The organism is Cellulosimicrobium sp. GQ32, assembly GCF_059758455.1.
On the sequence record NZ_JCAXEP010000017.1, the window covers coordinates 38,566 to 65,290 of the forward strand.

Here is a 26,725-nt window from a genome sequence, read left to right on the forward strand (position 1 = left end):
TCTCGCGCGACCGGGCGGCACCGCTCGCCGGGTCGCGGTCGGACCCGCACCGGCGATGCGCGGACACGGTCCGCCCGCGTCCACCTCGCCCTGCGCCCCGCGGGGGGACGTGGCAGCATCGCGCGTGGTCGTCTCGGACGATCCGGACGGAGGGGACGGGATGAGGCTGGGCGTCGACGGTGTCGAGCAGGAGGTCGCGACCGGGTCGCTCCCGGGCTGGGACCGCGTCGAGGAGCACGTCCACGCGGCGCACGAGCGCTACCGCGGGAACGACGACGGCGCGGTGGCCGACTACATCCCCGTCCTCGCGGAGGCCGACCGGTCGCTGTTCGGCGTGTGCGTCGCCGAGTCGGGCGGAGCGGTCCACGCCGTGGGCGACGCCGACGTCGAGTTCTCCGTCCAGTCGATCTCCAAGGCGTTCGTCTACGCGCTCGTGTGCGAGGCCTACGGGCACGAGGGCGTGCTCGAACGGGTCGGGGTGGACAACACGGGCCTCGCCTTCAACTCCGTGATGGCGGTCGAGCTCCACGACGGCCACCCGCGCAACCCCATGGTCAACGCCGGGGCGCTCGCGACGACGGCGCTCATGCCCGGTGCGTCGTTCGCCGAGCAGTGGGAGAACGTGCGCACCGGGCTGTCCCGGTTCGCCGGCCGACCGCTCGAGCTCGACGGCGTGGTCTACCGGTCGGAGTCGGCGACGAACATGCGCAACAAGGCGATCGCCCGGCTCCTGGAGAGCTACGGGCGCATCGAGCTCGACCCGCTCGAGGTCGTCGACGTCTACACCAAGCAGTGCGCGCTGCGCGTGAGCGCCCGCGACCTTGCCGTCATGGGCGCGACCCTCGCGGACGGCGGGGTCAACCCGGTCACGGGCGAGCGCGTGGTCTCGGCGCAGGTGTGCCGCGACACGCTCGCCGTGCTCGCCTCGACCGGGTTGTACGAACGGTCGGGGGAGTGGCTGTTCGAGATCGGCCTTCCTGCCAAGTCCGGCGTGGCAGGGGGGATCGTCGCCGTCGCACCCGGCAAGGGGGCGATCGGCACGTACTCCCCGCCCCTCGACCCGGCCGGGAACAGCGTGCGCGGGCAGCGCGCGACCGCGTACCTGTCGCGGACCCTCGGCCTCAACCTGTTCGCGTCGTCCGCCCAGGTCCCCGTGACCCCCACCCGCCCGACCGAGAGAAGGGACCCGGCCTCGTGAGCACCCGAGACGCCGTCGACAGCAGCGCCGCACCCGCGACCGAGGACCGCCGGTCGTGGGTGCCGATGGTCGGCCTGTTCCTCGCGCAGGTCCTCATGTCGTTCAACGTCGCCGCCCTGCCGGTGTCGCTGGGCGGCATGGTCGAGGACTTCGGTGTCCCGCCGACGGTCGCGAGCACGACGATCGTCGTCTACGGCCTCGCGGTCGCCGCGCTCGTCATGACCGGGGCGAAGCTCGGGCAGCGGATCGGGTGGGTCGCGATCTTCCGGGTCGTCGTCGCGACGTTCGCGGCGTCGGCGCTGCTCATGATCCTCTCGCCGACCGTCGCGTGGGCCATCACGGGCCAGGCCGTCGCCGGCGCCTCGGCCGCGATCATCGTGCCCGCGCTGGTCGCCCTCATCGCGGAGAACTACCGGGGAGCCCAGCAGGCGACGGCGATCGGGTCACTCGGCTCGGCCCGCGCGGTGTCGGGCATGAGCGCGTTCTTCATCGGCGGCGCGCTCGGGACGCTCATCGGCTGGCGGCCCACCTTCGCGATCGTCCTGGCGCTCGCCGTCGCGGTCTTCGTCCTCAGCTTCCGGCTGCGGTCCGACGCCGGCGACCCCGGCATCCGGATCGACCTCGTGGCCGCGGTCCTCATCGGCGCGGCCGTCGTCGCGCTCACCCTCGGCTTCAACAACCTCAACGCCTGGGGGCTGTTCTTCGCCGCGCCGGGTGCGCCGTTCGACCTGGTCGGGGTCTCGCCCGCGCCGCTGCTCGTGCTGCTCGGCGTCGTGCTCGGGCAGACGTTCTTCTGGTGGACGCGGCGCCGGACCGCCGCCGGCAAGGTGCCGCTCGTCGACCTGTCCGTCCTCGCGCGCCCGAGCGAGCGGGCGGCGGTGTACGCGATGTTCGTCGTGGTCGCGCTCGAGGCAGCGCTGAACTTCACCGTCCCGCTGTACATCCAGATCGTGCAGGGCCGCACCCCGTTCGACACCGCGCTCGCGATGATGCCGTTCAACCTCACGGTGTTCGTCACCGCGACGCTCGTCGTGCGGTTCTACCGGCGCTACCCGCCGCGCACGATCGGGGTCTTCGGCTTCACGCTGACCACCGTCGCGCTGCTCTGGCTGTCGCTCGTCGTCACCAACAACTGGGAGACGCTGCCCACGATCCTCGGCCTCGTCGTCTTTGGGATCGGGCAGGGCGCCCTGGTGACGCTCGTGTTCAACGTGCTCGTCACCGCGGCGCCCAAGACCCTCGCGGGCGACGTCGGCTCTATCCGCGGCACGACGCAGAACCTCGCCTCGGCCGTCGGCACCGCGCTCGCCGGGGCGCTGCTCGTGACCATCCTGTCGTTCAGCGTCGGGCGCGCCGTCGTCGAGCACCCCGAGCTGCCCCCGTCGCTCGTCGCCCAGGTCGACCTGGACACCGTCAACTTCGTGAGCAACGACGACCTGCGCACGGTCCTCGCGGGCACCGACGCCACGCCCGCCCAGGTGGACGCGGCCGTCGCGCTCAACGAGGAGTCGCGGCTCGGCACCTTGCGGATCGGACTGCTCATCCTCGCCGGGGTCAGCGCGACGGCGATCCTCCCCGCGAGCCGCCTGCCGCGCTACCGGCCCGACGAGATCCCGGACCCCGCGCCTGCGCGGTAGCCGCGCTACGCGTCGCGACGGTCGGCGTCGTCCCCCGCCGTGTGGTCTGACCCACGACCGGTCTCGCGGGCTGGCCCACCGTCCCGGTCGGCGTCGGCCGAGCGCCCGCCGCTCTCGCGGAGCGCGCGCGCCTGCTCGACCGCCTCGTCGCGCTTGGCCGCCTTCTTGTCGCTCGCCCGCGTGTCGCGCGGCGGGAGCTGGAGCCGCTCCTCTGCGGCGATCCCGCCCTGCAGCTCGCGGCTGCGCTCGACCTCCGCGTCGAGCTCGGCGCCGAGCAGCAGGGCGAGGTTCGTGATCCACAGCCACAGCAGGAAGATGATGACGCCGGCGAGCGTCCCGTACGTCGCGCCGTAGCTGCTGAGGCCGCTGCCCAGGTAGAGCCCGAACGCCGCGGAGGCCAGCGCCCACACGAGGATCGCGAGGAGTGCACCCGGGCTGACCCAGCGGAACTTCGGCTGCTTCACGTTGGGCGTGAGGTGGTAGAGCAGCGCGACGAGTACCACCACGAGGAGGATCGCCACGGGCCACTTCGCGACCTGCCACACGGCGATCGCCGTGTCCCCGAGGCCCACGAGCTCGCCGACCTGCCGGGCGATCGGGCCCGACAGCACGAGGCTTGCGACGACGAGCGCGGCGAGGACCACCACCACGACCGTCACGCCGAGCATGACGGGCCGCAGCTTCCAGATCGGGCGGCCTTCCTCGACCTCGTAGATGCGGTTCATCGAGCGGCTGAACGCCCCGACGTAGCCCGAGGCGGACCACAGGGCCAGCACGACGCCGACGACGAGCGCCCACCCGGCCTTGTCGGTGTTCGCGGCCTGCTCGACGAGGGGCTCGATCATGCTCAGCGTGGTGGACGGCACGACGCCCTCGACGCTCGTGAGGACCGAGTCGACCGCCTTCTCGCCGTCGCCGACGAGGCCCAGGATCGACACGAGCGCCAGGAGCGCAGGCGCCGCCGCGAGCACCGCGTAGTACGTGAGCGCGGCGGCGAGGTCGGTGCACTGGTCGTCCATGAACTCGCGCACCGCGCCCTTGAGCGCGAACCCCCACGACGGTCGGTGCAGGTCGGTGGGGGAGCCCGGCTTGCGCGCCGAGTCGGACGCCGGACGCGCGTCCGGCGTGGGGTCCCCGTCGGGCGCGGGGCGGGCGCTGGCAGTCATGCGGCCTCCTTCGTCGGATCGCTTCCAGGCTCCGCGGACCCAGGGTCGCTCGCAACCAGCGCGCCACCGGCCGCGGCATGTCGCAGCACATGTCGCAGCACTGCGACAGGACCGCGACAGCCCTGCGGCCACACCGCGACACGCGCTCCCTAGGTTGGTCGCATGCCGACGACACCTCGACGTCCCTCCCGACCGACCACCGTCCCGTCCGCCCCGGTCTGGGCCGCGCTGCCGCTGCTCGCGCTCCTCGCGGCCTGCGGGCAGGGCGGCGACGCGGGACACACCGTCCCGTCCGCCGCCCCGACCGCCGCGGCGGACGCCGAGCAGGAGTCCACGCCCGAGCCGGCCGAGGAGAGCGCCGCGGCGGTGCCCACGGTCCCGGGCTACGCACCGGGCGACGTCCCCCCGGTGCCGCTGTTCCAGCTCCCCGACCTGTCCCTCCTCAACGACTCGGCCGACGCGTTCACGGTCGACGTCGCCCGCGACGTCGAGTCCGTCCCCGGCGTCACCGTGACGCCGGCGCACTGCGGCGAGGACGGCGCGGTGGTCGCGTCCGACGGCGCCGTGCTCGCCTACGGCGGCGGCGGTGCGGCGAGCGTGGACGGGTCGTCGAGCGTCACGAACGACGGCGACGGGTCGGGCACGTACGTGGACGGGTCGACGAGCATCACGAACGACGGCGACGGGTCGGGCACGTACGTCGACGGCACGACGAGCATCACGAACGACGGCGACGGCTCGGGCACATTCGTCTCCGGCGACCTGTCGATCACGGTCGAGGCCGACGGGTCGGGCACCTACGTGGACGGGACGCGGAGCATCACGATCGAGGCCGACGGCTCGGGCACGTACGTCGACGACACGATGAGCATCACCAACGAGGGCGACGGCTCGGGCACCTATGTCGACGAGACCGTGAACATCGTGAACGACGGCCAGGGCACCGCGCTGGTCAACGGCGTCGACGTGCCCGCCGACCCGCTGCCGCCGGTCCCTCGTCTCGGCGCGTTCCCGCCGGTGGAGGCGCTGGCGCCCGTGGAGTCGTGCGGGACCACGATCAGCCTGGACAGCGGGGTCCTGTTCGACTTCGACCGTGCCGAGATCCGCCCTGACGCGTCCGCCGTCCTCGACGGCCTCGCGCGCGTCCTCACCGACGCAGCGGTACCGACGGCCGAGATCTCCGGCCACACCGACTCCGTCGCCTCCGACGACTACAACCAGGACCTCTCGGAGCGCAGGGCGGCCGCCGTGGTCGCCGCACTGGCCGACCGCGGGGTGCCGACCGGGCTCGACGCCGTGGGGTACGGCGAGTCCCGACCGGTCGCGCCGAACGAGGTCGACGGGCAGGACAACCCGGCCGGACGACAGCTCAACCGCCGTGTCGAGGTCTTCGTCCCCGCGTTCTGACCTCCCGCTCTGAGAGGCTTCCACCGTGATCACACGAGCTCGTCACCGTGCCGCCGCACTCGTCCTGTCCGGGGGCGTCGCGCTCGGCCTCGCCGGGTGCAGCGCCGAGATCGTCGACGACGCAGCCTCCTCGCCGGGGACCGGCGCCGCGGAGAAGGCGGCCCCGGGCGCCGAGGGCACGCCGGCGGCGCCCCGACCGGCGGACCCGGCCGGCGCGACCGACGACGACTCCCGGGACGACGTGGCGGACGACGCCGCGGACGATCCCGAGACCGGCCCGGCGGCCGGGGAGACGGCCGTGCTCGACCGTGCCGAGATCGAGGCCGCCGCGACCACGCACCTCTCCTGCGGCGGTGGCGAGCTCGAGCTCGCCACCGCCGGCGAGGTCGTCGTCGTCACGGACGACTGCGGCGTCCTGCGGGTCACCGCGGCCTCCGTCGTGGTCGCCGCGCAGGACGTCGACGACCTCGTCGTCGAGGCGGCTGCGACGCAGGTGCTGGTCCACGAGGCCGGCACGCTCACGCTGGTCGGTGCCGACAACCTCGTCGCCTACGAGGCAGGGAGCCCGGCCGTCTCGCAAGAGGGCGCACGGAACCAGATCCGCCCCACCCGCTCCTGACCACCGGTCCGCAGCCGAGCCCGTACGACGAGGAGACCCGCATGCACCAGCCGGCGTATCCGAACCACCCCCCGTCCGGCGCCGTGCCGGCCCGTACCAACGGCCTGGCCGTCGCGTCTTTCGTCCTCGGTCTGTGCGGGCTCGCGATCCTCCCGGTCGTCCTGGGCCACGTCGCCCTGCGCCAGATCCGCACCCGTGGCGACGGGGGCACCGGCTTCGCCGTCGCGGGTCTCGTGCTCGGGTACCTCGTGCTCGTCGCGTCCGTGCTCCTCGTGGCGGTCGTCGTCGGGCTCGGCGTCTGGGGGGCCACCCGGTGACGGGAGCCGACCGCGAGCCGGCCAGCGTGCTCCTCGTCGACGACGAGGAGGCGATCCTCGTGGGCCTCGCGCCGTTCCTCGAGCGGTCGGGCTTCCGGGTCCGTACCGCGTCGGACGGGGAGGAGGCCCTGGCCGCGGTCGCGGCGGGCCGCCCGGACATCGTCGTGTGCGACGTCATGATGCCGCGCCTGGACGGACGCGCCGTCGTGCGCCGGCTGCGTGCCGCGGACGACTGGACGCCCGTCGTCCTGCTCACCCAGGTGGGTGAGTCGAACGAGCGCAGCGCGGCCCTCGAGGAGGGCGCCGACGACTACCTCAACAAGCCCTTCGACCCGCAGGAGCTCGTGGCCCGTGTGCGCGCGGTGCTGCGGCGCGCGGTCCCCGGGCAAGCCCCGCTCTCGGCGGCGGAACGCCTCGTCGCGGGCGGCCTGGTGCTCGACCGCACCGCGCGCCGCACCTGGCTCGACGGGCGGGAGGTCTACCTCACGCCCAAGGCGTCGCTCCTGCTCGACTACCTCATGTCCCACCCGGGGGAGCTCCACACGCGTGAGCGGCTGCTCTCGGCGTTGTGGGGGTACGACCTGCCCGTGAGCAGCCGCGCCGTCGACCACCGTGTCGCCGAGGTGCGCCGGGTCCTGGCCGACGACGCCGCGGCACCGACGTACGTGGAGACCGTCCAGTCGCTCGGGTACCGCTTCTGCGCGCCCGTCTCGCGCGGGACGGCGCCGTGACCCGGCCGACGACGCGCGGGATCGTCCTGGCCGTCGTCGCGCCGGTGGTGCTGGGCGCGCTCGGCGCCGGGGCGCTCCTCGCCTCCGGGCGCTCGCTCCGGCTCGTCGTCGGCATCCCGCTGCCGCTCCTCGCCGCCGTGGTCGGTGTCCTCGCGGGAGGGGTCGTGCTCACGGCGTGCCTCACGTCGCGCGCCGTCGCGCGGGCCCGGGCAGCGGGGTACGACGCCGGTCGCGCGGTGGAGCGGGCCGCGCACCGCCGGTTCGTGGCACGGCTCGACCACGAGCTGAAGAACCCGGTCACCGCGGTCCGCGCGGCCGTCGCCGGGCTCGCGTACGAGGACGCCTCGACGCGGGGCTCGGCGGGGAGCGTGGCGGTCGACAGGACCGCGCTGGTCGCGACCGCCGACGCGCAGTCGGCCCGCCTCGCGACGCTCGTCGCCGACCTGCGCAAGCTCGCCGAGCTCGAGACGGGTCCCATCGAGGACGAGGAGGTCGACATGGCCGACGTCGTCCGCGAGGCGGTCGCGGACATCGAGGCTCAGACGACGTCGCGCGGGGCCGGGGCGGTCGTCCGCGTCGTCCTGCCCGAGGTGCCGTGGCCGCTCCCGCACGTGCGCGGCGACCTGGACCTGCTCTATCTCGCGGTGCACAACCTGCTGTCCAACGCCGTGAAGTTCTCACCGGCAGGCGCGTTGATCGAGGTGCGTGGGGCGGACGAGGACGGGACGGTCGTCGTCGAGGTCGCGGACTCCGGGATGGGGATCCCGCCCGACGAGGTCGACTCGGTGTTCGACGAGCTCGCGCGCGGCTCGCAGGCCCGGGGGCTGCCCGGGTCCGGCCTCGGCCTCGCGCTCGTGCGCGTCGTCGCGGAGCGGCACGGCGGGTCGGCGACGTTGCGGTCGCGGCCGGGCCAGGGCACCAGCGTGCGGTTGAGGATCCCGGCGGCGACCAGGGCCTGACGCCGCGTCCTGCGGACGCGCACGCGGCGCGTCGAGCGCCCGACGGGTGCTCCGCGGACGGATCCGTGATCCCGTCCTTCCGGACACCGGCCCCGCCGGAGGACGACGGCTGCGGTGGCCCGGTCCGTCTGCGCGTCGTGCGTGGACCGGGGTGAGTTTTCGTCGCGAGGCGTCATGATCCTTCGAGGCCGCGTGTCCTGTCGGGTATGAGCACGCTCGACCCTGGCCACCCGCTGCAGCTCGTCACGCGGCGCTCTGGTCGCCCTCTGCGGGACGCGACGACCGGATACGTGGCCCGAGCGAGCCGCTGCCATGGCGGTGATCCCTCGCCGTTCGCACGCGGTGTGATGAGCGTGGTCCGGCAGATGTCCCTCGCGCTGGCGTGCAGCGCCACGCCGCGCGAGCTCCGTGACGCGCTCCTGTGGGTGTTCGTGCAGGGACTCGCGGAGTCGGAGGGCCGCAGCGGACTGTGGTGGGCGGGGGTGAGCGCGGTCATCGGTGACCTCGAGCTCGCCCTGCTCGGATGGGGAGAGGAGCACGTCGTCGACCGATGGGCCGCCCAGGCGTTCCTGACGGCAGCGGAGTCACCCTCGGAGTGCGTGCTCGTCGACGCCGTCGTCCCGTGCGACCGGTGACCGTGCCCGTTGGGCTGCCCGAGTGGGGCTCTCTCGACGAGTGTCGCGCCGTCCTCAACGACGGAGGCGAAGCCCGGCATCGTCACGCGGCGTCGGGCGCCGCTCCCGACGTTCAGACCGGCCACGCGCCCGATGGGGGCGAGACGCGTGGCCGGTCCGTGTGCGGGCACCGGTGGGTGAAGCCGCAAGCCACAAGCTTGCGGGGGCGGGCCCGCACACCCGTCAGGACCCGAGTCGCGGGCTGCGATGACGGAGCCGGCGACGATGCGTTCTCGCGACATCCCCGGTGGCCAGCCGTGTCGGGACGTGCGGAGGGGTGAAGCCGCTCCGGAGTCCCCGCAGGCGACGGAGGCGCCGGACCACGGTGCGGCCGGACGCGACGATCCGGCCACGCCGCGTCACCACAGCGTCCCTCGTGTGTCCCGGTGGGTGTCCGACTCGTTCAGAAGACAGGAGATTCCTGTTGCCGTCCGTCCGCACCCTGTCGAGCCTTGCGCCGGCCGCGCGACCCGGCGTGCTCGGCGGCGGCAGGGCTGGTCCCCGAAGCCGCCGAGTACACCGTGGCCTACTCCTACGAGGGCGCCGACGGCGTGACGCGAGAAGGGGACCTGACGCTCGGCGACGGCTCGACGGCGGGGCTCGGCGACCTCCCGGCAGGCATCGTCGTCACCCTCTCCGAGGCCGAGCCGGCCGCGGTCGACGGCGTGACCTGGCGCGCGCCCGTGTTCACGGGCGAGGGCGTCGACGTCCAGCCGGACGGGACTGCGCGCGTCACCATCGGCGACGGCGCGACCGTCTCGGTGACCGTGACGAACCAGGCGGAGCCGGCCCCTGGTGCGTCTGCCCCCGGCGACGGCCTGGCGGTGACCGGGACGGGCCTCGCCACCGCGGCCGTCCTGGCGTCGCTGCTGGTGGCGGCAGGAGCCGCCGTCGTGATCCTGCGGCCTCGCCTTCGCGCGCCGATCGCGCGCGTCCCCGCTACCGTCACGACCACGAGGTCTGCCCACCCGGGCGTCACGACCGGTCGTGTGCCAGGAGGCTGAGATGAGCGAGGCCGTGATCGAGAAGAGGTCCGGGCTCCAGCGGGGCTGGACGCCGTCGAGCGAGCGGGGAACAAGGTCCCGCACCCGGTGATCATCTTCCTGGTCCTCATCGCGCTGATCATCGTGCTGTCGCACGTGTTCTACCTCGCGGGAAGCTCGGTGACGTTCGAGCAGGCCGCGGTCTCCGAGCAGGTCGAGCCGAGCGGCGAGGAGCTGGTCGGCGACGAGGCTTACCAGAGCCCCGACCCGGAGGTGGAGCAGGTGACGGTCGAGGCGCAGAGCCTGCTCTCCGCCGACGGGATCCGGTTCCTCTTCACCTCGCCGGTGGCGAACTTCAACGGGTTCGGCGTCGTGGGTCTCATCATGGTCGCGATGATCGGCGTGGGGCTGGCCGAGGAGGTCGGCCTGATCGCGGCGTTCATCAAGCGGCTCGTGAAGGTCACGCCGCGCCGGTTCATCACGTTCAGCATCGTCCTGCTCGGCGTGCTGTCGTCGATCGCGACCGACGCCGGGTGCCTCGTGCTCATCCCGCTCGCGGCGGCCGTCTTCCACTCGCTCGGGCGGCACCCGCTGGCCGGTCTCGCGGCGGCGTTCGCGGGCGTGGGCGGCGGGTTCGGCGTGAACCTGCTCATCACGCCCGTCGACGGGATGCTCGCCGAGATCACCAACGAGGCGATCGCGGACCCGGCGCAGCACGTGTCGATCACCGGCAACCTCTACTTCTCCATCGTGTCCACGCTCGTCGTGGCCGTCGTCGCGACGATCCTCACGGAAAAGTTCGTCGAGCCGCGCCTCGGTCCCTACCGCGAGGACGAGGAGCTGCCCGACGGCGTCCCCGCCGAGGCGGCGGGTGTCCCCGTGGGCGCGGAGCCGGAGGGCGACGCACGCGCGGGTGGCGGCGGCGGCGCGGTGACCACGGAGGCGAGCGGCGGCGGGGCGGCGTCGGGCGAGCTCACCGCCGCCGAGCGGCGCGGCCTGCGGTTCGCGTTCTGGGGGTTGCTGGGCGTCACCGCGCTCGTCCTGCTCCTGACCGTCCCGTCGTGGGGGCCGCTGCGGAACCCGGAGACGGGCAGCCTCATCGAGGACTCGCCGCCTGGCCGAGGGGGACACGCTGCTCGTGCACGGCACGTGGCCCGCGGTCGAGGAGCTCTCGCGCGACGACGACGTCCTCGTCGTGGACCGCCCCGAGCTCGTGCGGCGCCAGACCGTCGCGCTCGGCCCGACGGCGCCCCGCGCACTCGTCGTCCTCGGCGCGACGGTCGCGCTGCTCGCCTCGGGCCTGGTGCCGCCCGCGGTGGCGGGCCTGCTCGGTGCGACGGCGACGGTGCTGACCGGGGTCGTGTCCGTGCCGCAGGCCTACCGCGCCGTCTCGTGGCAGACGGTCGTGCTCGTCGCCGTGGCGGGCGCGGTGTCGTTCCTCACGCCCCTCGCCACCCCCGGCCAACATGATCGTCATGGGTCCGGCGGGCTACCGGTTCGGCGACTACCCGAAGCTCGGCCTCCTGACGATGGCGTCATGGCTCGTCGTCGCGCTACTCCTCGTCCCGGTCGTCTGGCCCTTCGCCTGAGGGCCCCGCGAGCGCGACGGCAAGGTCGCCGCCCGCGCCGGGGACGTCGTCGGGCTCGGGCGGCGTGCGCAGGGCGGAGAACACCGCCCACGTCACGCCGATCACCGGGATGGCGACGATCGCGCCGAAGAGGCCCCCGACGATCGTGCCCGCGCTCACGCCCACGCCGATGACGAACGGGTGCAGCCGGGCGTGCCTGCCCATGACGAGCGGCTGGATCAGGTGCCCCTCGAGCTGCCCGACCAGCGCGATCCCGACGCCGACGAGCACGGCCTTCCACACGCCGTCGGACGCGAGCGCGACGAGCATCGCGACGGTCATCGCCGCAGGTGCCCCGATGAGCGGGACGAACGAGCCGACGAACACCAGGACGGCGAGCGGCAGGGCGAGCGGCACGCCGAGACCCAGCAGCACGAGGTATCCGAGCCCGCCGACGCACGCCGCGGTGAGCACCGCACCGCGGGTGAACGCCCCGAAGAAGCGCCACGCCACGTCCCCTGCGGTGCGCCACGCCGGGCGCACGCGCGCGGGGAGCTGCGCGACCGACCACGACCACATGCCCTCGCCACCGATGAGGAAGCACACCGCGCAGAACACGCCGAGCGCGACGACCATGAGCGACACCAGCAGCGTCCCCAGCCGGGTCGCCGCCGCGCCGGCGAGCGTCGTGCCGTGGGCGCGCAGCCAGTCGACGACACCCGCGCTCCACCGGTCGAGGTCCGCGTCGGTGATGGTGACGGGCAGCCCGCCCGACCGCGCGGCGTCCAGGAGCTCGCCGACGCCGTCGCCGACCCGGGCGACGACGTCGGGCCATTGCTGCGCCACCCCCGTCACGGCGAGCCCGACCACCGCGACCACGACCGCCACCCCCGTGAGCAGCGCGAGGACCGCTGCGACCGCCGGGTGGGAGAACCGGCGGTAGCGCAGCGTCACGGGTCGCAGCACGGCAGTGAGGACGAGGCCCAGGAACAGCGCCACGACGACGAGGCGGAGCTGGGAGAGCACCCACAGCACGACGCCCAGCACCGCGGCGGCGAACAGCAGCCGCCAGGACCAGGCGCCGACGCGGCGGAGCCAGAGCGGGGCGAGCACCGAGGCGTCGTGGTCGGTCACGCGCCGATGCTCCCACGCGGCGCACGACGGCCGGGGACCGACCCGCGGGGCGCCCGGCGGGCACCGGTCTACGGTGCCGAGCGCGTGCGGTCCGCGAACGGCGCGAGGACGAGGTCCCAGCCCCCCTCGTAGCGCTCGCGGGCCCCGGCGCCGTCGCTCCGGGCGGACCAGCCGGAGTGCGTGAGCACGACGTCGGTCCCCTCGCCGGCGGTTGCGAACGTCACCTCGACGTCCGTCGCGGCGTCGGCGCGCTCCCCGGGGTGCCAGGTGAACGCGACGGCGTGCGGCGGGTCCCAGCGCGTGACGCGTCCCCAGTCGGTGGCCGTCCCGTCGGCGAGCGTCTCGACGAGGCGCGTCGCCCGGCCGTCCGCGTCGCGCGTGAACGCGGCTGTCGAGGTCTCCCCGCCCACGGAGAACGCGCCGAGCGGCCACCACGCGCCGAGCTCGTCGACGAAGACGGCGAACGTCCGCTCCGGCGGGACAGGGACGGTGACGGTCTTGACGAGCGGTGCTGTCGTGGCGGTCATGATTCCTCCCGAGGGGTGCGTCCCTCGACCGTGACCCCAGGGTCGGGAGCCCGCAACGGCGGCGACACGGGAGCGGCCGGGTGATCGCGACCCGCACGGTCGCCCAGACCGTTCGCGCTCGGCGCGCCGCCCGCCGATCTCGAGCGTGCGACGTCCGTGCGGCTCAAGACCCGGTCGGTGCGCGGGGCACGTCGGGAGGCACCTGCTGCGGTCCGGCCTCGTCGGGGCGAGGTCGGTCCTGCCGGTGGAGGCGGACGGCGATCAGGGCGATGTCGTCCTCCCCGGGGCCGGCGGGGAGCTCGGCGAGGAGCGCGTCGGTGAGGTCGTCCGCCGGGAGCTCGGCGTGACGGGCCAGTGCGTCGTGCAGCTCGGTGAGGCCGTCGTCCACGGAGCGCGTGCGTCGCTCGATGAGGCCGTCGGTGTAGAGCACGATGGTGGACTCGCGGTCGAGGGTGATCTCGTGGTCGGTCCGCCGACGGTCGGGCATGAGACCCAGCAGGGGGTCGTTCGGTGGTGCCGGCAGGGCGAGCACGGTGCCGTCGGGGTTGATCACCATGGGTGGCAGGTGCCCGGCGTTGGTCCACCTCATCCGGGTGATGCCTCGCGCACGCTCCTCGCGCGTCTGCTCGATGCGCGCCACGACGAGGGTGGCCATGACGGGGATCTGCAAGGTGCGGACGGCGGCGTCCAGGTGCTCGACCACCTCGGCCGGGCTGCCCTGGGTGACGACCGAGACGGCCCGGAGCATCGACCGCAGCTGCGCCATGAGCGCTGCGGCCTCGATGTCGTGGCCGACGACGTCGCCGATCACCAGGACGGTCGACCCGTCGGGCTGCATGAAGGCGTCGTACCAGTCCCCTCCGACCCGCGTCGCCTCCGCCGCGGGCTGGTAGCGGGCGGCCACGTGCATGTGGTCCGGTTCGACCGGCGCTGTCAGCAGGGAGCGTTGGAAGGTGAGGGCGACGTCGCGCTGCTGGCGGTACAGGCGGGCGTTGTCGAGGGCCAGGGCTGCTGCGTCTGCCAGCTGGGACAAGACCGTGAGGTCAGCCGGGGTGAGAGCGCCCCGCCCTTCACCCATGAACAGGGTGAGCGCGCCCAGGGTGCGTCCCCGGGAGTGCAGCGGGACGACGGTCAACGACGTCGGCGCCAGCTGCTCGGCCAGGTCCCGGGCGCGCCCGGGGACGAGGACCTCGTCGAGGGCGTCGAGCGCGTCGGTCGGGACGTGCACGAGCCGCAAGGAGTCGATCGAGTCCATGAGCATCGAGTGCTCGCGCAACGCGCTGATCCGCACCGCCGCGTACTCGGCGAGCGTCGCGCGGCGAGCGGGGTCGCCGTGCCACCACCCGATGTCGCTCAGGTGGCGGTGCGGTGTGCGGGACTCGTCGTCCGCGACCAGGGTGACGATGCACCAGTCGGCCGCCTCCGGGACCAGAAGGCGAGCGAGCCGACGCACCGCCTCGTCGATGTCAGAGGTCTGAGCCAGCTGGTTCACGATCTCGGAGACCAGCGGTCGCAGGCCGGTGGTGTGCTCGTCCACGCTGCCGTCCTTCGGTCGACGTCGCACGTCTGGTCGCATGCCACGGGTGGACGACAGTAGTGGCAGCGCGTGGACCGCGCCCCCGGGGGCGTCTGCGTGACGAGAGCCCGCGCAGCGACGGATCTCTCGTGAGCGGGAGGCGGGCCCTGGCGAAGGGTCCAGCGCGTCGAGGAGCAGGTCGGCCGCCGTGCGTCCCTTGAGCGCGGTGTCCTGCGCGACCGTCGTGAGCGGCGGGTCGACGTACCGCGCGATCTCGGCGTCGAACCCCACGACCGACACGGCGTCCGGCACCCGGACGAGCGCCGGGCCTGCGTGGGATCACCGTCATGCGTTCTGCGTGACGACCGCGCGCCGTGCCGTCGTCATGCTGGCGGGGAGGGGCGATCGGGCAGGGGGACAGGCCCGGGCCGGCCGGTCCCGGCCGCGCCCGCGCCGGAAGGGTGGGTGGTCGGCGTGGACCATGCGGAGGTGCTCCGGCGGCTCACGATCAACGACGAACGCGTCGCCGACGGCGCCGGGCTCGGGGACGACGCGCTCTCCGGGCGCGACCGGGCACTGGTGCGGATCGCGGCCGCCGTCGCCGTCGGCGCGTCGGTCCCCACGTACGGGGCGGAGATCGACGGGGCGGTCGAGGCCGGGGTCGACCCGGCGGAGGTGGTGGGCGTCCTCGCGGCGGTCGTGCCGGTCGTCGGGCTGCCGACGGTCGTGGCCGCCGCGCCACGGGTCGCGCTCGCCCTGGGTCTCGAACCCGTCGAGGGGTGGGACGACGCGGACGGGCCTGTGGACGACGGCGCGTCCTCGGGCGGCGCGCTCCGGCGTCCCGGGTGATTTCCCCCGCTCCGGTTGAGGGCCCCGGGGGCCGATCCTAGGCTGCTCGCGTGTCCGACGGGAGGCGCCAGGCGGTCACCGCGCGACCGGATCTCAGCACGGCGCTGCTCGCGGGCAAGGTCGAGCCGCCGGCGCCGCGCCGCGGTGCGGTCTCACGGCGCGCGCTCGTCGACAGGGCCCGGCGGGACGACGCTCGGGTCGTCGTGGTGACGGCCCCGCCGGGCTACGGCAAGACGACGATGCTCGCCGAGTGGGCGAGCGTCGAGGACCGTGCGGTCGCGTGGGCCAGCCTCGACCGGCTCGACGACGACCCCGGCGCGCTGCTCACGCTCCTCGCGCTCGCGTGCGCGCGCGTGTCGCCCGAGGTCGCCGCCGTCGCGGCCGAGATGCGCGGCACGGGCGCGGCGATGCTCGGCCGGTCGGCCCCGCTGCTCGCGTCGGCGCTCGCGCGCACCGGCACACCGTTCGTCCTGTTCGTCGACGACCTGCACGAGGCCGGCTCGGCAGCGTGCCGGGACGCGCTCGAGGTCGTGCTCGGCGGCGTCCCGCGGGGGTCGCAGGTCGTGGTCGCGAGCCGCCGCGCGCCCGGTCACGACGCGCGGCGGCGCGTGGAGGGGGACCTCGTCGAGATCGGTCCCGACGACCTGCGGGTCGACGTGGCCGGCGCGCGCGCGATCTTCCGCGCGGCGGGGGTCGAGCCGGGCGAGGCGCTGGACCGCGTCGTCGAGCGGTGCGAGGGCTGGCCGACGGGCGTCTTCCTCTGCGCCCTGCTCGTGCGCGAGGGCGAGGACCCGTCGTCGCTCACGGGCACGGACCGGTTCGTCGCCGACTACCTGTACCGCGAGTGCATGACCCTCCTCCCCGCGCAGACCCAGCACTTCCTGCGGGCCACGGCCGTCCTCGACCAGCTCTCGGCGGCGACGTGCGACGCCCTGCTCGGCACCACCGACGCCGCGGAGCGGCTGCGCGAGCTCGAGGACGCGAGCCTGTTCCTCGTCCCGCTCGACCACCACCGCGGCTGGTTCCGCTACCACGCGCTGTTCCGCGAGTTCCTGCTCGCGGAGCTCGACCGGGTCGAGCCCGGCGACGTCGCGCCGCTCCACCGACGGGCCGCCGCCTGGCACGTCGAGGAGGGGCTCGAGGCCCGGGCGGTCGAGCACCTCCTCGCGGCGGGCGACGTCGAGGAGGCGGCCGTCCTCGTCGGGCGCCTCGCGCTGTCGACGTACCAGGACGGCGGGGTGGCCGTCGTCACGCGCTGGCTCGACACCCTCGGCGACGCCGTCGTCGAGGCGTTCCCCGAGCTCACGGTCGTCGCCGCGTGGCGCGCGCTGCTGCTCGGCGAGTCCCCGGCGGCCGAGCGGTGGGCCGCCGTGCTGGAGGGCTTCGACGCGTCCCTCCTCCCGGACGACGACCGCGTCGCGCTCGAGTCCGCCCGGTGCCAGGTGCGGGCGGCCATGTGCGTCGACGGGCCGGAGGCGTCCCTCGCGTGCGCGGCCTACGCCGTCGAGCACGAGCCCGCGTGGAGCCCGTGGCGGGACCAGGCGCTCCACCTGCTGGGCTCGGCCCACCTGCTCGTGGGCGACCGGGACGCGGCGCGCGAGGCGTTCGTCGAGGCGGTGGCCTGCGGGACCGAGGCGGGGAACCCGGACTCCGTGCTGCTCAGCGAGGCGGAGCTGGGGATCCTCGCGCTCGACGACGGCCGGTGGGACGACGCCGAGCGGCACGCGCGCGCCGCGGTCGACACGGTCGACGCCCACCACATGGAGGGATACTCGACCACGGCGATCGCCCTCGCCGTGCGGGCCCGCGTCGCCGCGCACCGGGGCGAGCACACCGCCGCGGAGCGGTTCGTCGCCCGCGGGATGCGCGCCCGGGTGCCGTGCACGTACGTCATGCCGTACCTCGCGCTGCGCGTCCGGCTCCAGCTCGGGTACGCGTGCCTCGCCCTCGGGGACCGCACGACCGCGACCCACCTCGCCGCCGAGGCGGCAGAGCTCCTGCGCCGCCGTCCACGCGTCGGGCTCCTGGCGGCCGAGGTCGCGGCCTTCCGGGCCCGGCTCGAGACGGTCGCCGCGACGCACGGCACCCCGCCGCTCACCCCGGCCGAGCTCCGCCTCCTGCCGTACCTCCAGACCCACCTCACGATGGCGGAGATCGGCCGCCGGCTCTTCGTCTCCCGCAACACCGTGAGCACCCAGGTCGGCGCGATCTACCGCAAGCTCGGCGCGACGACGCGCGGCGCCGCGGTCGAGCGCGCCGTGACCCTCGGTCTGCTGGGGAGCTGAGCGGCGCCGCGGCTCCGAGGGCCGCCGCACCGTCGTTCGCGCGATCTGCGTGATGCCCTCCCGGTGGCGGTGGACCTACGGTCGACGCGTCGTCGGGCCGCTGGGCGCTCCCCACCTGCACGACGGTCCGGCGACCTGAGCCGGTCCGCCAGCGCCGCCGCCGGTCCGTGACGTCGTGGACAGACAGGAGAGGCACGATGAGTGACGAGCCCCGCCGGACGGTCGTCGGACCGCCGCTGCCCGCCGAGCGGTCCCTGCCGTTCCCGCCCCGCCGGTCCGGGAGCGTCGCAGGGCGGACGATCCAGGAGTCCACGTACTCCCCGCGCCCGCCGGAGCGGCACCTGCCCGCGGACGCGCCGAACGTCGTCGTGATCCTCGTCGACGACGCCGGTCCCGCGCTCCCGACGACGCTCGGCGGCGCCGTGCGGACGCCGACGCTCGACAGGGTCCGCGCGGGCGGCATCGGGTACAACCGGTTCCACACGACGGCGATGTGCTCCCCGACGCGCGCGTCGCTGCTCACCGGGCGCAACCACCACCGGGTCGGCAACGGGCAGATCGCCGAGCTCGCGAACGACTGGGACGGGTACTCGGGGCACATCCCGAAGAGCAGCGCGACGATCGCGGAGGTGCTGCGCCAGTACGGGTACGCGACCGGCGCGTGGGGCAAGTGGCACAACACGCCCGCGGAGGAGACGACGTCGTCCGGACCGTTCGACCGCTGGCCCACCGGGTACGGGTTCGAGTACTTCTACGGGTTCCTCGCGGGCGAGGCGTCGCAGTACGAGCCGCACCTGGTGCGCAACACGACCCCGACGCTGCCGCCGAAGACCCCGGAGGAGGGGTACCACCTCAGCGAGGACATCGCCGACGACGCGATGCGCTGGCTCCGCGACCACAAGGCGAACGCGCCGGACAAGCCGTTCTTCGTCTACTGGGCGACGGGTGCGCTCCACGGGCCGCACCACATCATGAAGGAGTGGGCGGACAGGTACGCCGGCGCGTTCGACGACGGCTGGGACGTCTACCGGGAGCGGGCGCTCGCGGGCGCGAAGGCGGCGGGCTGGGTGCCCGAGGACGCCGAGCTCACGCCGCGGCCCGAGAGTCTCGCCGGGTGGGACGACGTCCCGGACGACCAGAAGGCGTTCCAGGCGCGCCTCATGGAGGTCGCCGCGGGGTTCGGCGAGCACGCGGACGTCCAGGCGGGCCGCCTGCTCGACGAGGTCGAGCGCCTGGGCTACGCGGACGACACGATCGTCGTCTACATCTGGGGCGACAACGGGTCGTCCGGCGAGGGGCAGAACGGGACGATCAGCGAGCTGCTCGCCCAGAACGGCATCCCCTCGACCGTCGAGCAGCACATCGCCGCGCTCGACGAGCTCGGCGGGCTCGACGCGCTCGGCACCCCCGCGACCGACAACCAGTACCACGCCGCGTGGGCGTGGGCCGGGTCGTCGCCCTACCAGGGCATGAAGCTGCTCGCGTCCCACCTCGGCGGCACGCGGAACCCGATGTTCGTGAGCTGGCCGGGCCGCATCGAGCCGGACCCCGTGCCGCGCACGCAGTTCCACCACGTCGTCGACCTCGTGCCGACCATCTACGAGATCCTCGGCATCTCCCACCCCGAGACCGTGAACGGCGTCCCGCAGGACCCGATCGACGGCACGAGCTTCGCGTACTCCATCGACGACGCCGCCGCGGAGGGCCGCCGTCGGACGCAGTACTTCGAGATCATGGGCAGCCGCTCGATCTACGCCGACGGCTGGATGGCGTCGGCGACCGGCCCGCGGCTTCCGTGGGTGCAGGGGATGCCGGCCGGGATCCGGACGTGGACCCCGGACGAGGACCCCTGGGAGCTGTACCACCTCGACGAGGACTGGAGCCAGGCGCACGACCTCGCCGCGGAGCACCCCGAGAAGCTCGCCCAGCTCAAGGAGCTGTTCGCGATCGAGGCGGCCCGCAACGACGTCCTGCCCGTGGGCGGCGGTCTGTGGGTCCCGGCGATCCACCCCGAGGACCGGATCAGCCCGCCGTACACGGAGTGGGACCTGTCCGGGGACACGGTGCGCGTCCCGGAGTTCTGCGCCCCCGCGCTCGGCAACCGCCCCAACCGGGTCGAGATCCGGCTCTCCGTGCCCGACGCCGCGAACGGCGTCCTCTACAAGCTCGGGGGAGCGGGTGGCGGGCTCACGTGCTTCCTGCTCGACGGCGTCCTCACCTACGAGTACAACCTCTTCCTCATCCAGCGGACCGTGGTCCGGTCGAGCGCGCCGCTCGCTGCGGGCGACCACACGGTGGAGGTCGTGACGACGTACGTCGAGCCGCGGCCGGGCGGACCGCTCGAGGTCGTCCTGCGCGTCGACGGCACCGACGTCGGCTCGGGCACGGTGCCCGTGAGCGCGCCGCTGCTGTTCTCCGCGAACGACTGCCTCGACGTCGGGCGCGCGTACGGCGGGGCGGTGTCGCGCGCGTACGCGGACCGCATGCCGTTCGCGCTCGACGGCAGCATCGACGCCGTGCACGTGGCGTACCTCCTGCCCGCGACGGACGGGGCGGACCGGTAGCCGCCGGGTGCGGTCGTCGGGCGGGAGTTCACTCGTTCTGGGTGAGGACGCGACCGGCGACCACGACGAGCCTGAGGACGAGCCCGTGCGCCGCGCGGGACGGACGCGGAGAGGACGCGACGATGACGCAGGAACTCAGCGACGGGGTCGGGAGCGAGCTCGGCGACCTCGAGGAGAGCGGGCCGATCGACTTCCTGGTGATCGAGCTCCCGACGGACCGCGCGACGGGCGACAAGGCCTTCCCGCACCTCGTCGACCTCGTGGACCGGGGGATCATCCGCGTGCTCGACCTGGTGGTCGTGCGCCGGGAGGACGACGGCAGCGTCGTCGGCCTCGGTCTCGAGGAGCTCGACGACGGGTCGACCGAGCTCGCGGTGTTCGAGGGGTCGCGGTCGGGCCTGCTCGGCGACGACGACCTCGACGAGGCGGCGAGCGCCGTCGAGCCCGGCATGACGGCCGTCGTGCTGGTCTACGAGAACGTCTGGGCGGCGCCCTTCGCGACCGCCCTGCGCCGCAACGGCGCCCAGCTCGTCGCGAGCGGGCGCATCCCGGTCCAGGCGCTCCTCGCGTCGCTGGACGCCACCGAGCCGGACGCCTGATCCGGCACCCCTGAAGGAGGATCCCGTGCCTGGACTGCTCCGCGGTGTCGCGCGCACCGCCGTCGTCGCCGGAACCGCGACCGCCGTCTCCAACCGAGTGTCCCGCCGCCAGGCGGGGCGGTGGGCCGCACAGGAGGCGGCGCAGGAGCCGCAGTACGCGCCGCCCCCGCAGCAGTACGCGGCCCCGCAGCCGACCTACTCCCCGCCGCCCGCGCCCGCGGCGGCGCCGGACATGGACGCGCGCATCGCCCAGCTCACTCAGCTCGCCGCGCTCCGCGACCAGGGGGTGCTCAGCCCCGCCGAGTTCGAGGCGCAGAAGGCGCGCATCCTCGCCGGCTGACCGGCCTCTCGCCGTCCCGGCCGCTCGGCCGGGACGGCGACCACCCCGCGACCGAGCCGGACCCCGGCGTTCCGGAAGGAACCAGCATGACCGACGAGCAGCACGTCCTGCGCCCGACCTACACGCGAGCCGGCGTACGGGCGGTCGCGCCACGCTTCACCCTGCCGGACGCGGAGATGGAGCCGACGTCCGCCTACCAGGTGGTCCACGACGAGGTGATGCTCGACGGCAACTCGCGCCTCAACCTCGCGACGTTCGTCGCGACGTGGATGGGCGACGAGGCGGACCGGCTGTACGCCGAGGTCTACGACAAGAACATGGTCGACAAGGACGAGTACCCGCGCACCGCGGCGGTCGAGGAGAACTGCTGGCGCATCCTCGCGTCGCTGTGGAACGTGCCCGACGTGAAGGCGTGCATCGGCACGTCGACCATCGGCTCGTCCGAGGCGTGCATGCTGGGTGGCCTCGCGCTCAAACGACGCTGGCAGCTCGCGCGCCGGGCGGCGGGCAGGCCGGCCGACCGCCCGAACCTCATCATGAGCTCGGCGGTTCAGGTGTGCTGGGAGAAGTTCTGCAACTACTTCGAGGTCGAGGCGCGGTACGTGCCCATCACCGAGGAGCGCCCGTGCCTCGACGGGAGCGACCTCGAGAAGTACGTCGACGAGAACACGATCGGGGTCGTCGCGATCATGGGCGTGACGTACACGGGCATGTACGAGCCCGTGCAGGAGATCGCCGCGGCGCTCGACGCGCTCCAGGAGCGCACCGGCCTCGACGTCCCGATCCACGTGGACGGAGCGTCCGGCGCCATGATCGCGCCGTTCCTCCAGCCGGAGGTCGAGTGGGACTTCCGCCTGGAGCGCGTGCACTCGATCAGCACGTCGGGCCACAAGTACGGGCTCGTGTACCCGGGGGTGGGCTGGGTCGTGTGGCGCACGCTCGACGCCCTGCCGGAGGAGCTGATCTTCCGGGTGAGCTACCTCGGCGGGAACATGCCGACGCTCGCGCTCAACTTCTCCCGGCCGGGCGCCCAGGTGCTGCTGCAGTACTACCAGTTCCTGCGGCTGGGCCGGGAGGGCTACACCGCGATCCAGCAGGAGTGCCAGGACGTCGCGAAGTACCTCGCGCACGGGATCGAGGACATCGGCGCGTTCGAGCTGTGGAACGACGGGTCGGACATCCCCGTGTTCGCGTGGCGCCTCAAGCCGGGCCACACGGAGAACTGGGACCTGTACCACCTCTCGGACCGGTTGCGCATGAAGGGCTGGCTGGTCCCGGCCTACCCGATGCCTGACGACCTCGCTGACCTCACCGTGCAGCGGATCGTCGTGCGCAACGGCGTGAGCCGTGACCTCGCGGACGACCTCCTCGAGGACATCCGGGTCGAGACGGAATGGCTCGACGGACTCACGTCGCCCATGCCCGCCGAGGGGCGGCGCTCGGGCTTCCACCACTGACGGCCGTGGACCGACGGGCGCGTCGTCTGCGGCGTGAGGCGTGGGGGTTCGCGGTCGGGTCGCTGTGCTTCCTCGTCGGGGCGCTGCCGCCCTACGCCGACGCCGTGGGCGCGGTCGCCACGAACGTCACGTTCGTCGTCGGCGCGGTGTTCTTCACCGCCGCCGCGTTCGTGCAGCTCGGCCTCAGCGGGCGTCGCCCGCCGCGCGCGGGGACGCACCCGGCGGACCGGTGGGACTGGTGGGCGGCGGCCGTGCAGCTCGTCGGGACGCTGTGCTTCAACGTGAGCACGACGGCGGCGCTCGTCGCGGCGGTCGCCGACCCGACCCGACTCGGGGTGGGCTGGAGGCCTGACGCGTACGGGTCCGTCGCGTTCCTCGTGTCGTCCGCGTTCGCCGTCGTCGCGACGCGCGACCGCGGGCACCTGTGGGACACGGACGCCCGCACCTGGCACGGCACCTGGCTCAACCTGGTCGGCTCCGTCGCGTTCGGCGCGTCGGCCGTCGGGGCGTACGTCTCGCCCGCCACGGGCACCTACGTGAGCCAGTGGTGGGACGACGCCGGCACGCTCGTCGGGGCGGTGTGCTTCCTCGTCGCGGCGCTGCTGTCGCGGCGGTCCGTGGACGCTCCCGCGCCGAGCGCCGCGCTCCCGGCCGGGTGAAGCACCCGTGGTGCCTCACCCGGCCGGGAGCGTCGCGCCGATCGGTCAGGCGCAGGTCGCGGCCGCGTAGCCCGCGTCGACCGACCCTGACCCGGCCGCGGCGCTCGCCGTCCCCGCGTCGACCGAGGTCGTGCGGACCGCGAACGACTGGTACGCCGAGCTGCCCGGAGCGACGTCGGCGACGGTGCGCGCACCGAAGGGCGTGCGCAGCGTGACGTCGGCCGGGGCGTCGCCGGTGTTGCGGGCCGTGACCGCGACGTAGGCCCGACCGGCGAGGCAGCGGCTCGCCGCCTGCACGTGGAGGGGGACCGCTCCGCGGAGCTCGACCGTCGGACCGTCGAGCTCGACGACGGTCACGCTCGACCCCGACGTGGAGGTCCACGTGGTGTCCGGCGTGAACGACCCGCGGTCCAGGTCGGCCTGGGTCACCACGTGGTGCGCGAACGTGCACGTGTACGACCCCTCGGCCGGCAGGGTGCGGTAGCGGCAGTTCTGGGCCGCGTTCGCCGGGTCGAGGCCGGCGAGGTTCCCGGTCGGGACCACGGAGGTGGCCGCCGTGGACAGGTTGCGGACGGTGTAGGTGAACCGGAGGACGTCGCCCGCGGCGTACGTGTCCTGCGGGTTCGCGTGCGATCCCTGCACGGAGATGTTCCCCGGCGCCCCGAAGTACACGCCCGGCCCCGCGTGCTCGACCGTGGTGACGCTCGCGCCGGACGTCGAGGTCCACGTCGTGCTCGGCGCGAAGAACCCGGCGTCGAGGTCGGCCTGCGTGACCGTGTGCCGCGCGGACGTGCACGTGTACGCGGCGCGCGGAGCGAGGTCCCGGTAGCGGCAGTTCGGCGCGCCCTGGGCCGGGTCGAAGCGCTCGAGGTCTCCGGTCGGGGAGACCGTCGTGACGGCGTCGGACAGGTTCGTCACGGTGAACGAGTACGTGACGACGTCGCCGACGGCGTAGCCGCCCGCGGGGGCCGTGCTCGTCACGCTCGCGCGCGTGACCTCGATGTCGCCCGGCGTGCTGCTCGGCGCGGCGAGGAGCCAGTCGTGGTCGAGCTTCGCGAACCGGATGCCGCCGTTCCCGCCGTCGGGCTCGTAGAGCAGGCCGACGGTGCCGTCGGGGAGGGTCGCGAGCGTCGAGTACGCCATGCCTCCCGGCTGGAACACGCGCGCGACGGGCCACGTCTCGCCGTCGTCGTAGCTGACGCGGACCGTGCCGTTGACGCGGCCGGACTGAGACGCCGCGTTCGAGAAGAGGAGCACCTTGGCCTGGGCGGAGCCCTGCGGCGCGTTCGGGTACGCGCGCACGATCGCGGCGTTGTTCGTCGGGTCGGGGAGGTCTCGGTCGAGGGTCACCGGGCCGTACGTGACGCCGCCGTCGGTCGAGTAGGCGATCTTGCGGAAGCCCGAGCGCGCCGAGTCGCGCGAGTTGAGCATGACGCGCCCGTCCGAGAGCTCCACGGTCTTGTTCTCGTCCATGCCGGTGCCGACGGGGGTCCCGACCTGCCAGGTCGCGCCGTGGTCGTCGGAGTACACGGACACGGCCTGGAACTGCCCCGAGCCGTTGATGATCGTGTACTGCTGCACCAGGCGCCCCGCGTGCTCGCCGTAGCGGAGCTGGATCCCCTGGCCCGAGGCGGCGAAGCGCGACCGCCAGCCCAGGTCGGCCGTGACGTCCGCGGTGATCGTGCGGTGCGTCCACGTGCGACCGTCGTCGGTCGAGGCGGAGACGTTCGCGTGGATGACGTTGCGCGCGGTCGGGTCGACCCCGGGCTGGGAGCCCCCGAAGCCCTGGTCGTACGACTTCACGTGGAAGTTGAAGACGGTGCCCGTCTCGCGGTCGACGACGTAGCTCGGGTCCGAGTAGCCCTCGATCGGTGCGGTGGGCTTCCCGGCCGCGACGACCTCCTGCGGACCCCACGTGGCGCCGGCGTCGGTGGAGCGGCGTTGGAGGATCGAGTTCGGGCCGGGGGAGTCGGCCGCGGTGGGGCGGCCGTCGTAGGACGCGAGGACGTCGCCGTTGGGAGCGACGGTGAGCGCCGGGATGCGGTAGTTGGGGAAGCCGCCCTGGCCGTTGGTCGCGAGCTGCTGCTCGGTGTACGTCCCCGGCTCGCCGGTCGCGGGAGCGAGGTCGTGGTCGGGCGCCAGGGTCGTGTGGTGCGCGGACGCCGTCGTGACGGGGACGACGGCGCCGCTCACCCCGAGCGCGAGCGCGGCGGCGAGGGTCAGCGCGCGGCGCGCGGGTCTGCGGAGGTGTCCGATCATGCCGTTCCTTCCGGTCGGTGCTCGGCGCGGCGGTGCTACGGCGTGGAACGCGGCGACGCTGCCGAGGACGCTTCAACAGATGACGTCAGATGTCTGACGTCAGGAACGTAGCCCGGAAGGGTGGAGGGGTCAAGGGGTGGGGACGGCGCGACGCCCGCCGGCCGCAGGGGGTCTGTGGCCGACGGGCGTCGGGAACGGTGGCGCGGAGGCGGGTCAGCTCCGGCGCGCTCGGCGCGACAGGAGCACGATGGCGGCACCCACCGCGGCGAGACCCGCGGCGAGGGCCGCGTACAGCCCGACCGTCGCGCCGGTCTCCGCGAGGCTCGGGTTCTGCGCGGACGCGCTCACCTCGTTCGACACGGGGACCACGCCGGCCGGGTCGTCGTGCCCGGGCGGGTTCGTCGCGCAGTCGGGCGACGAGGGCGGGTAGACCGTGGTCACCAGGACGTGCGGGTTGACCTCGAAGCTCACGTCGACGGCCGGTCGCACCCAGTCGTACTCGTCGCCCTCGACCCACTCGCCGTCCTCGAGGCGCCACCCGGGCCAGTCGACGCCCTTGCCCTGGTCGTCCACGACGGCGCCCGGCCACAGCAGGCGGCCCTGGAGCGGCAGCCCGGACCGGACGACGCTCTCGCCGTCGGGGTTGATCCAGGTGACCGTCACGGTGTCGTGGTCGGTGCCCTCGACCTCGATCGCGTAGTCGAGGTACGCGGCGTCCTGCTCGCACGCCGAGACGAGCGTCGTGAGGCGCATCGACGGCTGGGACGGCACGTAGGTGTCGTCCTCGGCGGCGTGGGCGGCCGGGCCGGCGAGGAGCGCGGCGGAGGCGGCGAGGGCGGCGGCTGTGGTGGCCCGCACCAGGGTGCGGCGTCCGGTCGTGGTGCTCATGGTCGTTCCCGTCGGGTCGTGGTCGGTCGAGCGCGACGGGAACCGTCCTGAGGGCGCGACCGTGCCACCGCCGGACGAGCGGTTGGAGGTGGCACGGGCGCGGGCGTGTCGGACGCGTGAGGCGGCACCGCCGTGATCGCCGGTGCCCGTACTGGCAGGGGGCTGAGCGTACGGGCACCGGCTGACCCCCACGCTAGACACCGAACTGGACGGGCGTCCAGTTCGATGCCGGGTGAATCCCCGCGCCGAGAACGACATCGGTGTCGTTATCCGGCCGAAAGCGACAGCAAGGTCGTGCTCGACGCGGGGTGGGGTCGTTCTCGAGCGTCGACGACCGCTACAGGCCCTGCCAGTCGGGCTTGGACGCGTACGTCTGGCGGTAGTAGTCG

Annotated in this window: 23 protein-coding genes and 3 pseudogenes; 19 read left to right on the forward strand and 7 right to left on the reverse strand. The window is 74.0% G+C overall.

Annotation, left to right across the window (positions count from 1 at the left end):
* The first annotated feature begins 160 nt into the window (after window positions 1-160).
* Complete coding sequence (glsA, locus tag AC6CH9_RS19925; protein WP_498156451.1) at window positions 161-1,198, forward strand: glutaminase A; 1,038 nt, start codon at window positions 161-163, stop codon at window positions 1,196-1,198.
* On the forward strand, window positions 1,195-2,835 hold the full coding sequence (locus AC6CH9_RS19930) for an MFS transporter (RefSeq protein WP_498156452.1): 1,641 nt from the start codon (window positions 1,195-1,197) through the stop codon (window positions 2,833-2,835). The genes glsA and AC6CH9_RS19930 overlap by 4 nt, the downstream gene beginning before the upstream one ends.
* Before the next feature lie 5 nt (window positions 2,836-2,840).
* Here AC6CH9_RS19930 and AC6CH9_RS19935 read toward each other — a convergent pair whose 3' ends face one another.
* Window positions 2,841-4,001, reverse strand: a complete 1,161-nt coding sequence (locus AC6CH9_RS19935) for a YihY/virulence factor BrkB family protein (RefSeq protein ID WP_498156453.1) — start codon at window positions 3,999-4,001, stop codon at window positions 2,841-2,843.
* A 162-nt stretch (window positions 4,002-4,163) separates the two neighbouring features.
* Here AC6CH9_RS19935 and AC6CH9_RS19940 point away from each other — a divergent pair, with 162 nt between their 5' ends.
* From AC6CH9_RS19940 to AC6CH9_RS19985, 10 genes and pseudogenes are all read left to right on the forward strand, one after another.
* Window positions 4,164-5,408 carry an OmpA family protein gene (locus AC6CH9_RS19940; protein WP_498156454.1) on the forward strand — a complete coding sequence of 415 codons (1,245 nt, stop codon included), beginning with the start codon at window positions 4,164-4,166 and terminating at the stop codon, window positions 5,406-5,408.
* Between the two features lie 25 nt (window positions 5,409-5,433).
* A complete protein-coding gene (locus tag AC6CH9_RS19945) occupies window positions 5,434-6,027 on the forward strand; it encodes a DUF3060 domain-containing protein (RefSeq protein ID WP_498156455.1) in 594 nt (197 codons plus the stop codon).
* A 41-nt stretch (window positions 6,028-6,068) separates the two neighbouring features.
* On the forward strand, window positions 6,069-6,344 hold the full coding sequence (locus AC6CH9_RS19950) for a DUF4190 domain-containing protein (RefSeq protein ID WP_498156456.1): 276 nt from the start codon (window positions 6,069-6,071) through the stop codon (window positions 6,342-6,344).
* Window positions 6,341-7,075: a response regulator transcription factor gene (locus AC6CH9_RS19955; protein WP_498156457.1), complete on the forward strand. Its 735-nt coding sequence runs from the start codon at window positions 6,341-6,343 to the stop codon at window positions 7,073-7,075. Before AC6CH9_RS19950 ends, AC6CH9_RS19955 begins: the two co-directional genes overlap by 4 nt.
* Window positions 7,072-8,034: a sensor histidine kinase gene (locus AC6CH9_RS19960; protein WP_498156458.1), complete on the forward strand. Its 963-nt coding sequence runs from the start codon at window positions 7,072-7,074 to the stop codon at window positions 8,032-8,034. Before AC6CH9_RS19955 ends, AC6CH9_RS19960 begins: the two co-directional genes overlap by 4 nt.
* 365 nt (window positions 8,035-8,399) lie before the next feature.
* On the forward strand, window positions 8,400-8,669 hold the full coding sequence (locus AC6CH9_RS19965) for a hypothetical protein (RefSeq protein WP_498156459.1): 270 nt from the start codon (window positions 8,400-8,402) through the stop codon (window positions 8,667-8,669).
* A 491-nt stretch (window positions 8,670-9,160) separates the two neighbouring features.
* Window positions 9,161-9,712, forward strand: coding sequence for a DUF5979 domain-containing protein (locus AC6CH9_RS19970; RefSeq protein WP_498156460.1), 552 nt, complete (start codon window positions 9,161-9,163; stop codon window positions 9,710-9,712).
* An 87-nt stretch (window positions 9,713-9,799) separates the two neighbouring features.
* A pseudogene (locus AC6CH9_RS19975) lies at window positions 9,800-10,471 on the forward strand (AbgT family transporter); the annotation flags it as partial.
* Window positions 10,472-10,994: 523 nt separating this feature from the next.
* Window positions 10,995-11,060 (forward strand): annotated as a pseudogene (locus AC6CH9_RS19980) (hypothetical protein); the annotation flags it as partial.
* A 97-nt stretch (window positions 11,061-11,157) separates the two neighbouring features.
* Window positions 11,158-11,280 carry a hypothetical protein gene (locus tag AC6CH9_RS19985; RefSeq protein WP_498156461.1) on the forward strand — a complete coding sequence of 41 codons (123 nt, stop codon included), beginning with the start codon at window positions 11,158-11,160 and terminating at the stop codon, window positions 11,278-11,280.
* Here AC6CH9_RS19985 and AC6CH9_RS19990 read toward each other — a convergent pair.
* The 4 genes and pseudogenes from AC6CH9_RS19990 to AC6CH9_RS20005 form a co-directional block, all read right to left on the reverse strand.
* The gene (locus tag AC6CH9_RS19990; protein WP_498156462.1) at window positions 11,245-12,393 is read right to left on the reverse strand and encodes an AI-2E family transporter; all 1,149 of its coding nucleotides are present in this window, start codon (window positions 12,391-12,393) and stop codon (window positions 11,245-11,247) included. The two genes, AC6CH9_RS19985 and AC6CH9_RS19990, sit on opposite strands and share 36 nt — an antisense overlap.
* A gap of 68 nt (window positions 12,394-12,461) precedes the next feature.
* The gene (locus AC6CH9_RS19995; protein WP_498156463.1) at window positions 12,462-12,920 is read right to left on the reverse strand and encodes an SRPBCC domain-containing protein; all 459 of its coding nucleotides are present in this window, start codon (window positions 12,918-12,920) and stop codon (window positions 12,462-12,464) included.
* Between the two features lie 163 nt (window positions 12,921-13,083).
* Window positions 13,084-14,457: a PP2C family protein-serine/threonine phosphatase gene (locus tag AC6CH9_RS20000; RefSeq protein ID WP_498156473.1), complete on the reverse strand. Its 1,374-nt coding sequence runs from the start codon at window positions 14,455-14,457 to the stop codon at window positions 13,084-13,086.
* 138 nt (window positions 14,458-14,595) lie between these two features.
* Window positions 14,596-14,748 (reverse strand): annotated as a pseudogene (locus tag AC6CH9_RS20005) (substrate-binding domain-containing protein); the annotation flags it as partial.
* A gap of 162 nt (window positions 14,749-14,910) precedes the next feature.
* On the opposite strand from AC6CH9_RS20005, the gene AC6CH9_RS20010 reads away from it, so the two are divergent.
* From AC6CH9_RS20010 to AC6CH9_RS20040, 7 genes are all read left to right on the forward strand, one after another.
* The gene (locus tag AC6CH9_RS20010; protein WP_498156464.1) at window positions 14,911-15,285 is read left to right on the forward strand and encodes a carboxymuconolactone decarboxylase family protein; all 375 of its coding nucleotides are present in this window, start codon (window positions 14,911-14,913) and stop codon (window positions 15,283-15,285) included.
* 50 nt (window positions 15,286-15,335) lie between these two features.
* Entirely contained in the window at window positions 15,336-17,570 is a 2,235-nt protein-coding gene (locus AC6CH9_RS20015) for a winged helix-turn-helix domain-containing protein (RefSeq protein WP_498156465.1), read from the forward strand.
* A 197-nt stretch (window positions 17,571-17,767) separates the two neighbouring features.
* Complete coding sequence (locus tag AC6CH9_RS20020; protein WP_498156466.1) at window positions 17,768-20,134, forward strand: arylsulfatase; 2,367 nt, start codon at window positions 17,768-17,770, stop codon at window positions 20,132-20,134.
* A 122-nt stretch (window positions 20,135-20,256) separates the two neighbouring features.
* Entirely contained in the window at window positions 20,257-20,733 is a 477-nt protein-coding gene (locus AC6CH9_RS20025; RefSeq protein ID WP_498156467.1) for a DUF6325 family protein, read from the forward strand.
* A gap of 25 nt (window positions 20,734-20,758) precedes the next feature.
* Entirely contained in the window at window positions 20,759-21,073 is a 315-nt protein-coding gene (locus AC6CH9_RS20030; RefSeq protein ID WP_498156468.1) for an SHOCT domain-containing protein, read from the forward strand.
* Window positions 21,074-21,159: 86 nt separating this feature from the next.
* Window positions 21,160-22,530: a glutamate decarboxylase gene (gene gad, locus AC6CH9_RS20035; protein ID WP_498156469.1), complete on the forward strand. Its 1,371-nt coding sequence runs from the start codon at window positions 21,160-21,162 to the stop codon at window positions 22,528-22,530.
* A gap of 5 nt (window positions 22,531-22,535) precedes the next feature.
* Window positions 22,536-23,189: a hypothetical protein gene (locus tag AC6CH9_RS20040; RefSeq protein WP_498156470.1), complete on the forward strand. Its 654-nt coding sequence runs from the start codon at window positions 22,536-22,538 to the stop codon at window positions 23,187-23,189.
* A gap of 45 nt (window positions 23,190-23,234) precedes the next feature.
* Here the strand turns inward: AC6CH9_RS20040 and AC6CH9_RS20045 are convergent, their stop codons facing one another.
* Entirely contained in the window at window positions 23,235-25,448 is a 2,214-nt protein-coding gene (locus tag AC6CH9_RS20045; protein WP_498156471.1) for a sialidase family protein, read from the reverse strand.
* Window positions 25,449-25,661: 213 nt separating this feature from the next.
* A complete protein-coding gene (locus AC6CH9_RS20050; protein ID WP_498156472.1) occupies window positions 25,662-26,336 on the reverse strand; it encodes a peptidase in 675 nt (224 codons plus the stop codon).
* Between the last annotated feature and the right edge of the window lie 389 nt (window positions 26,337-26,725).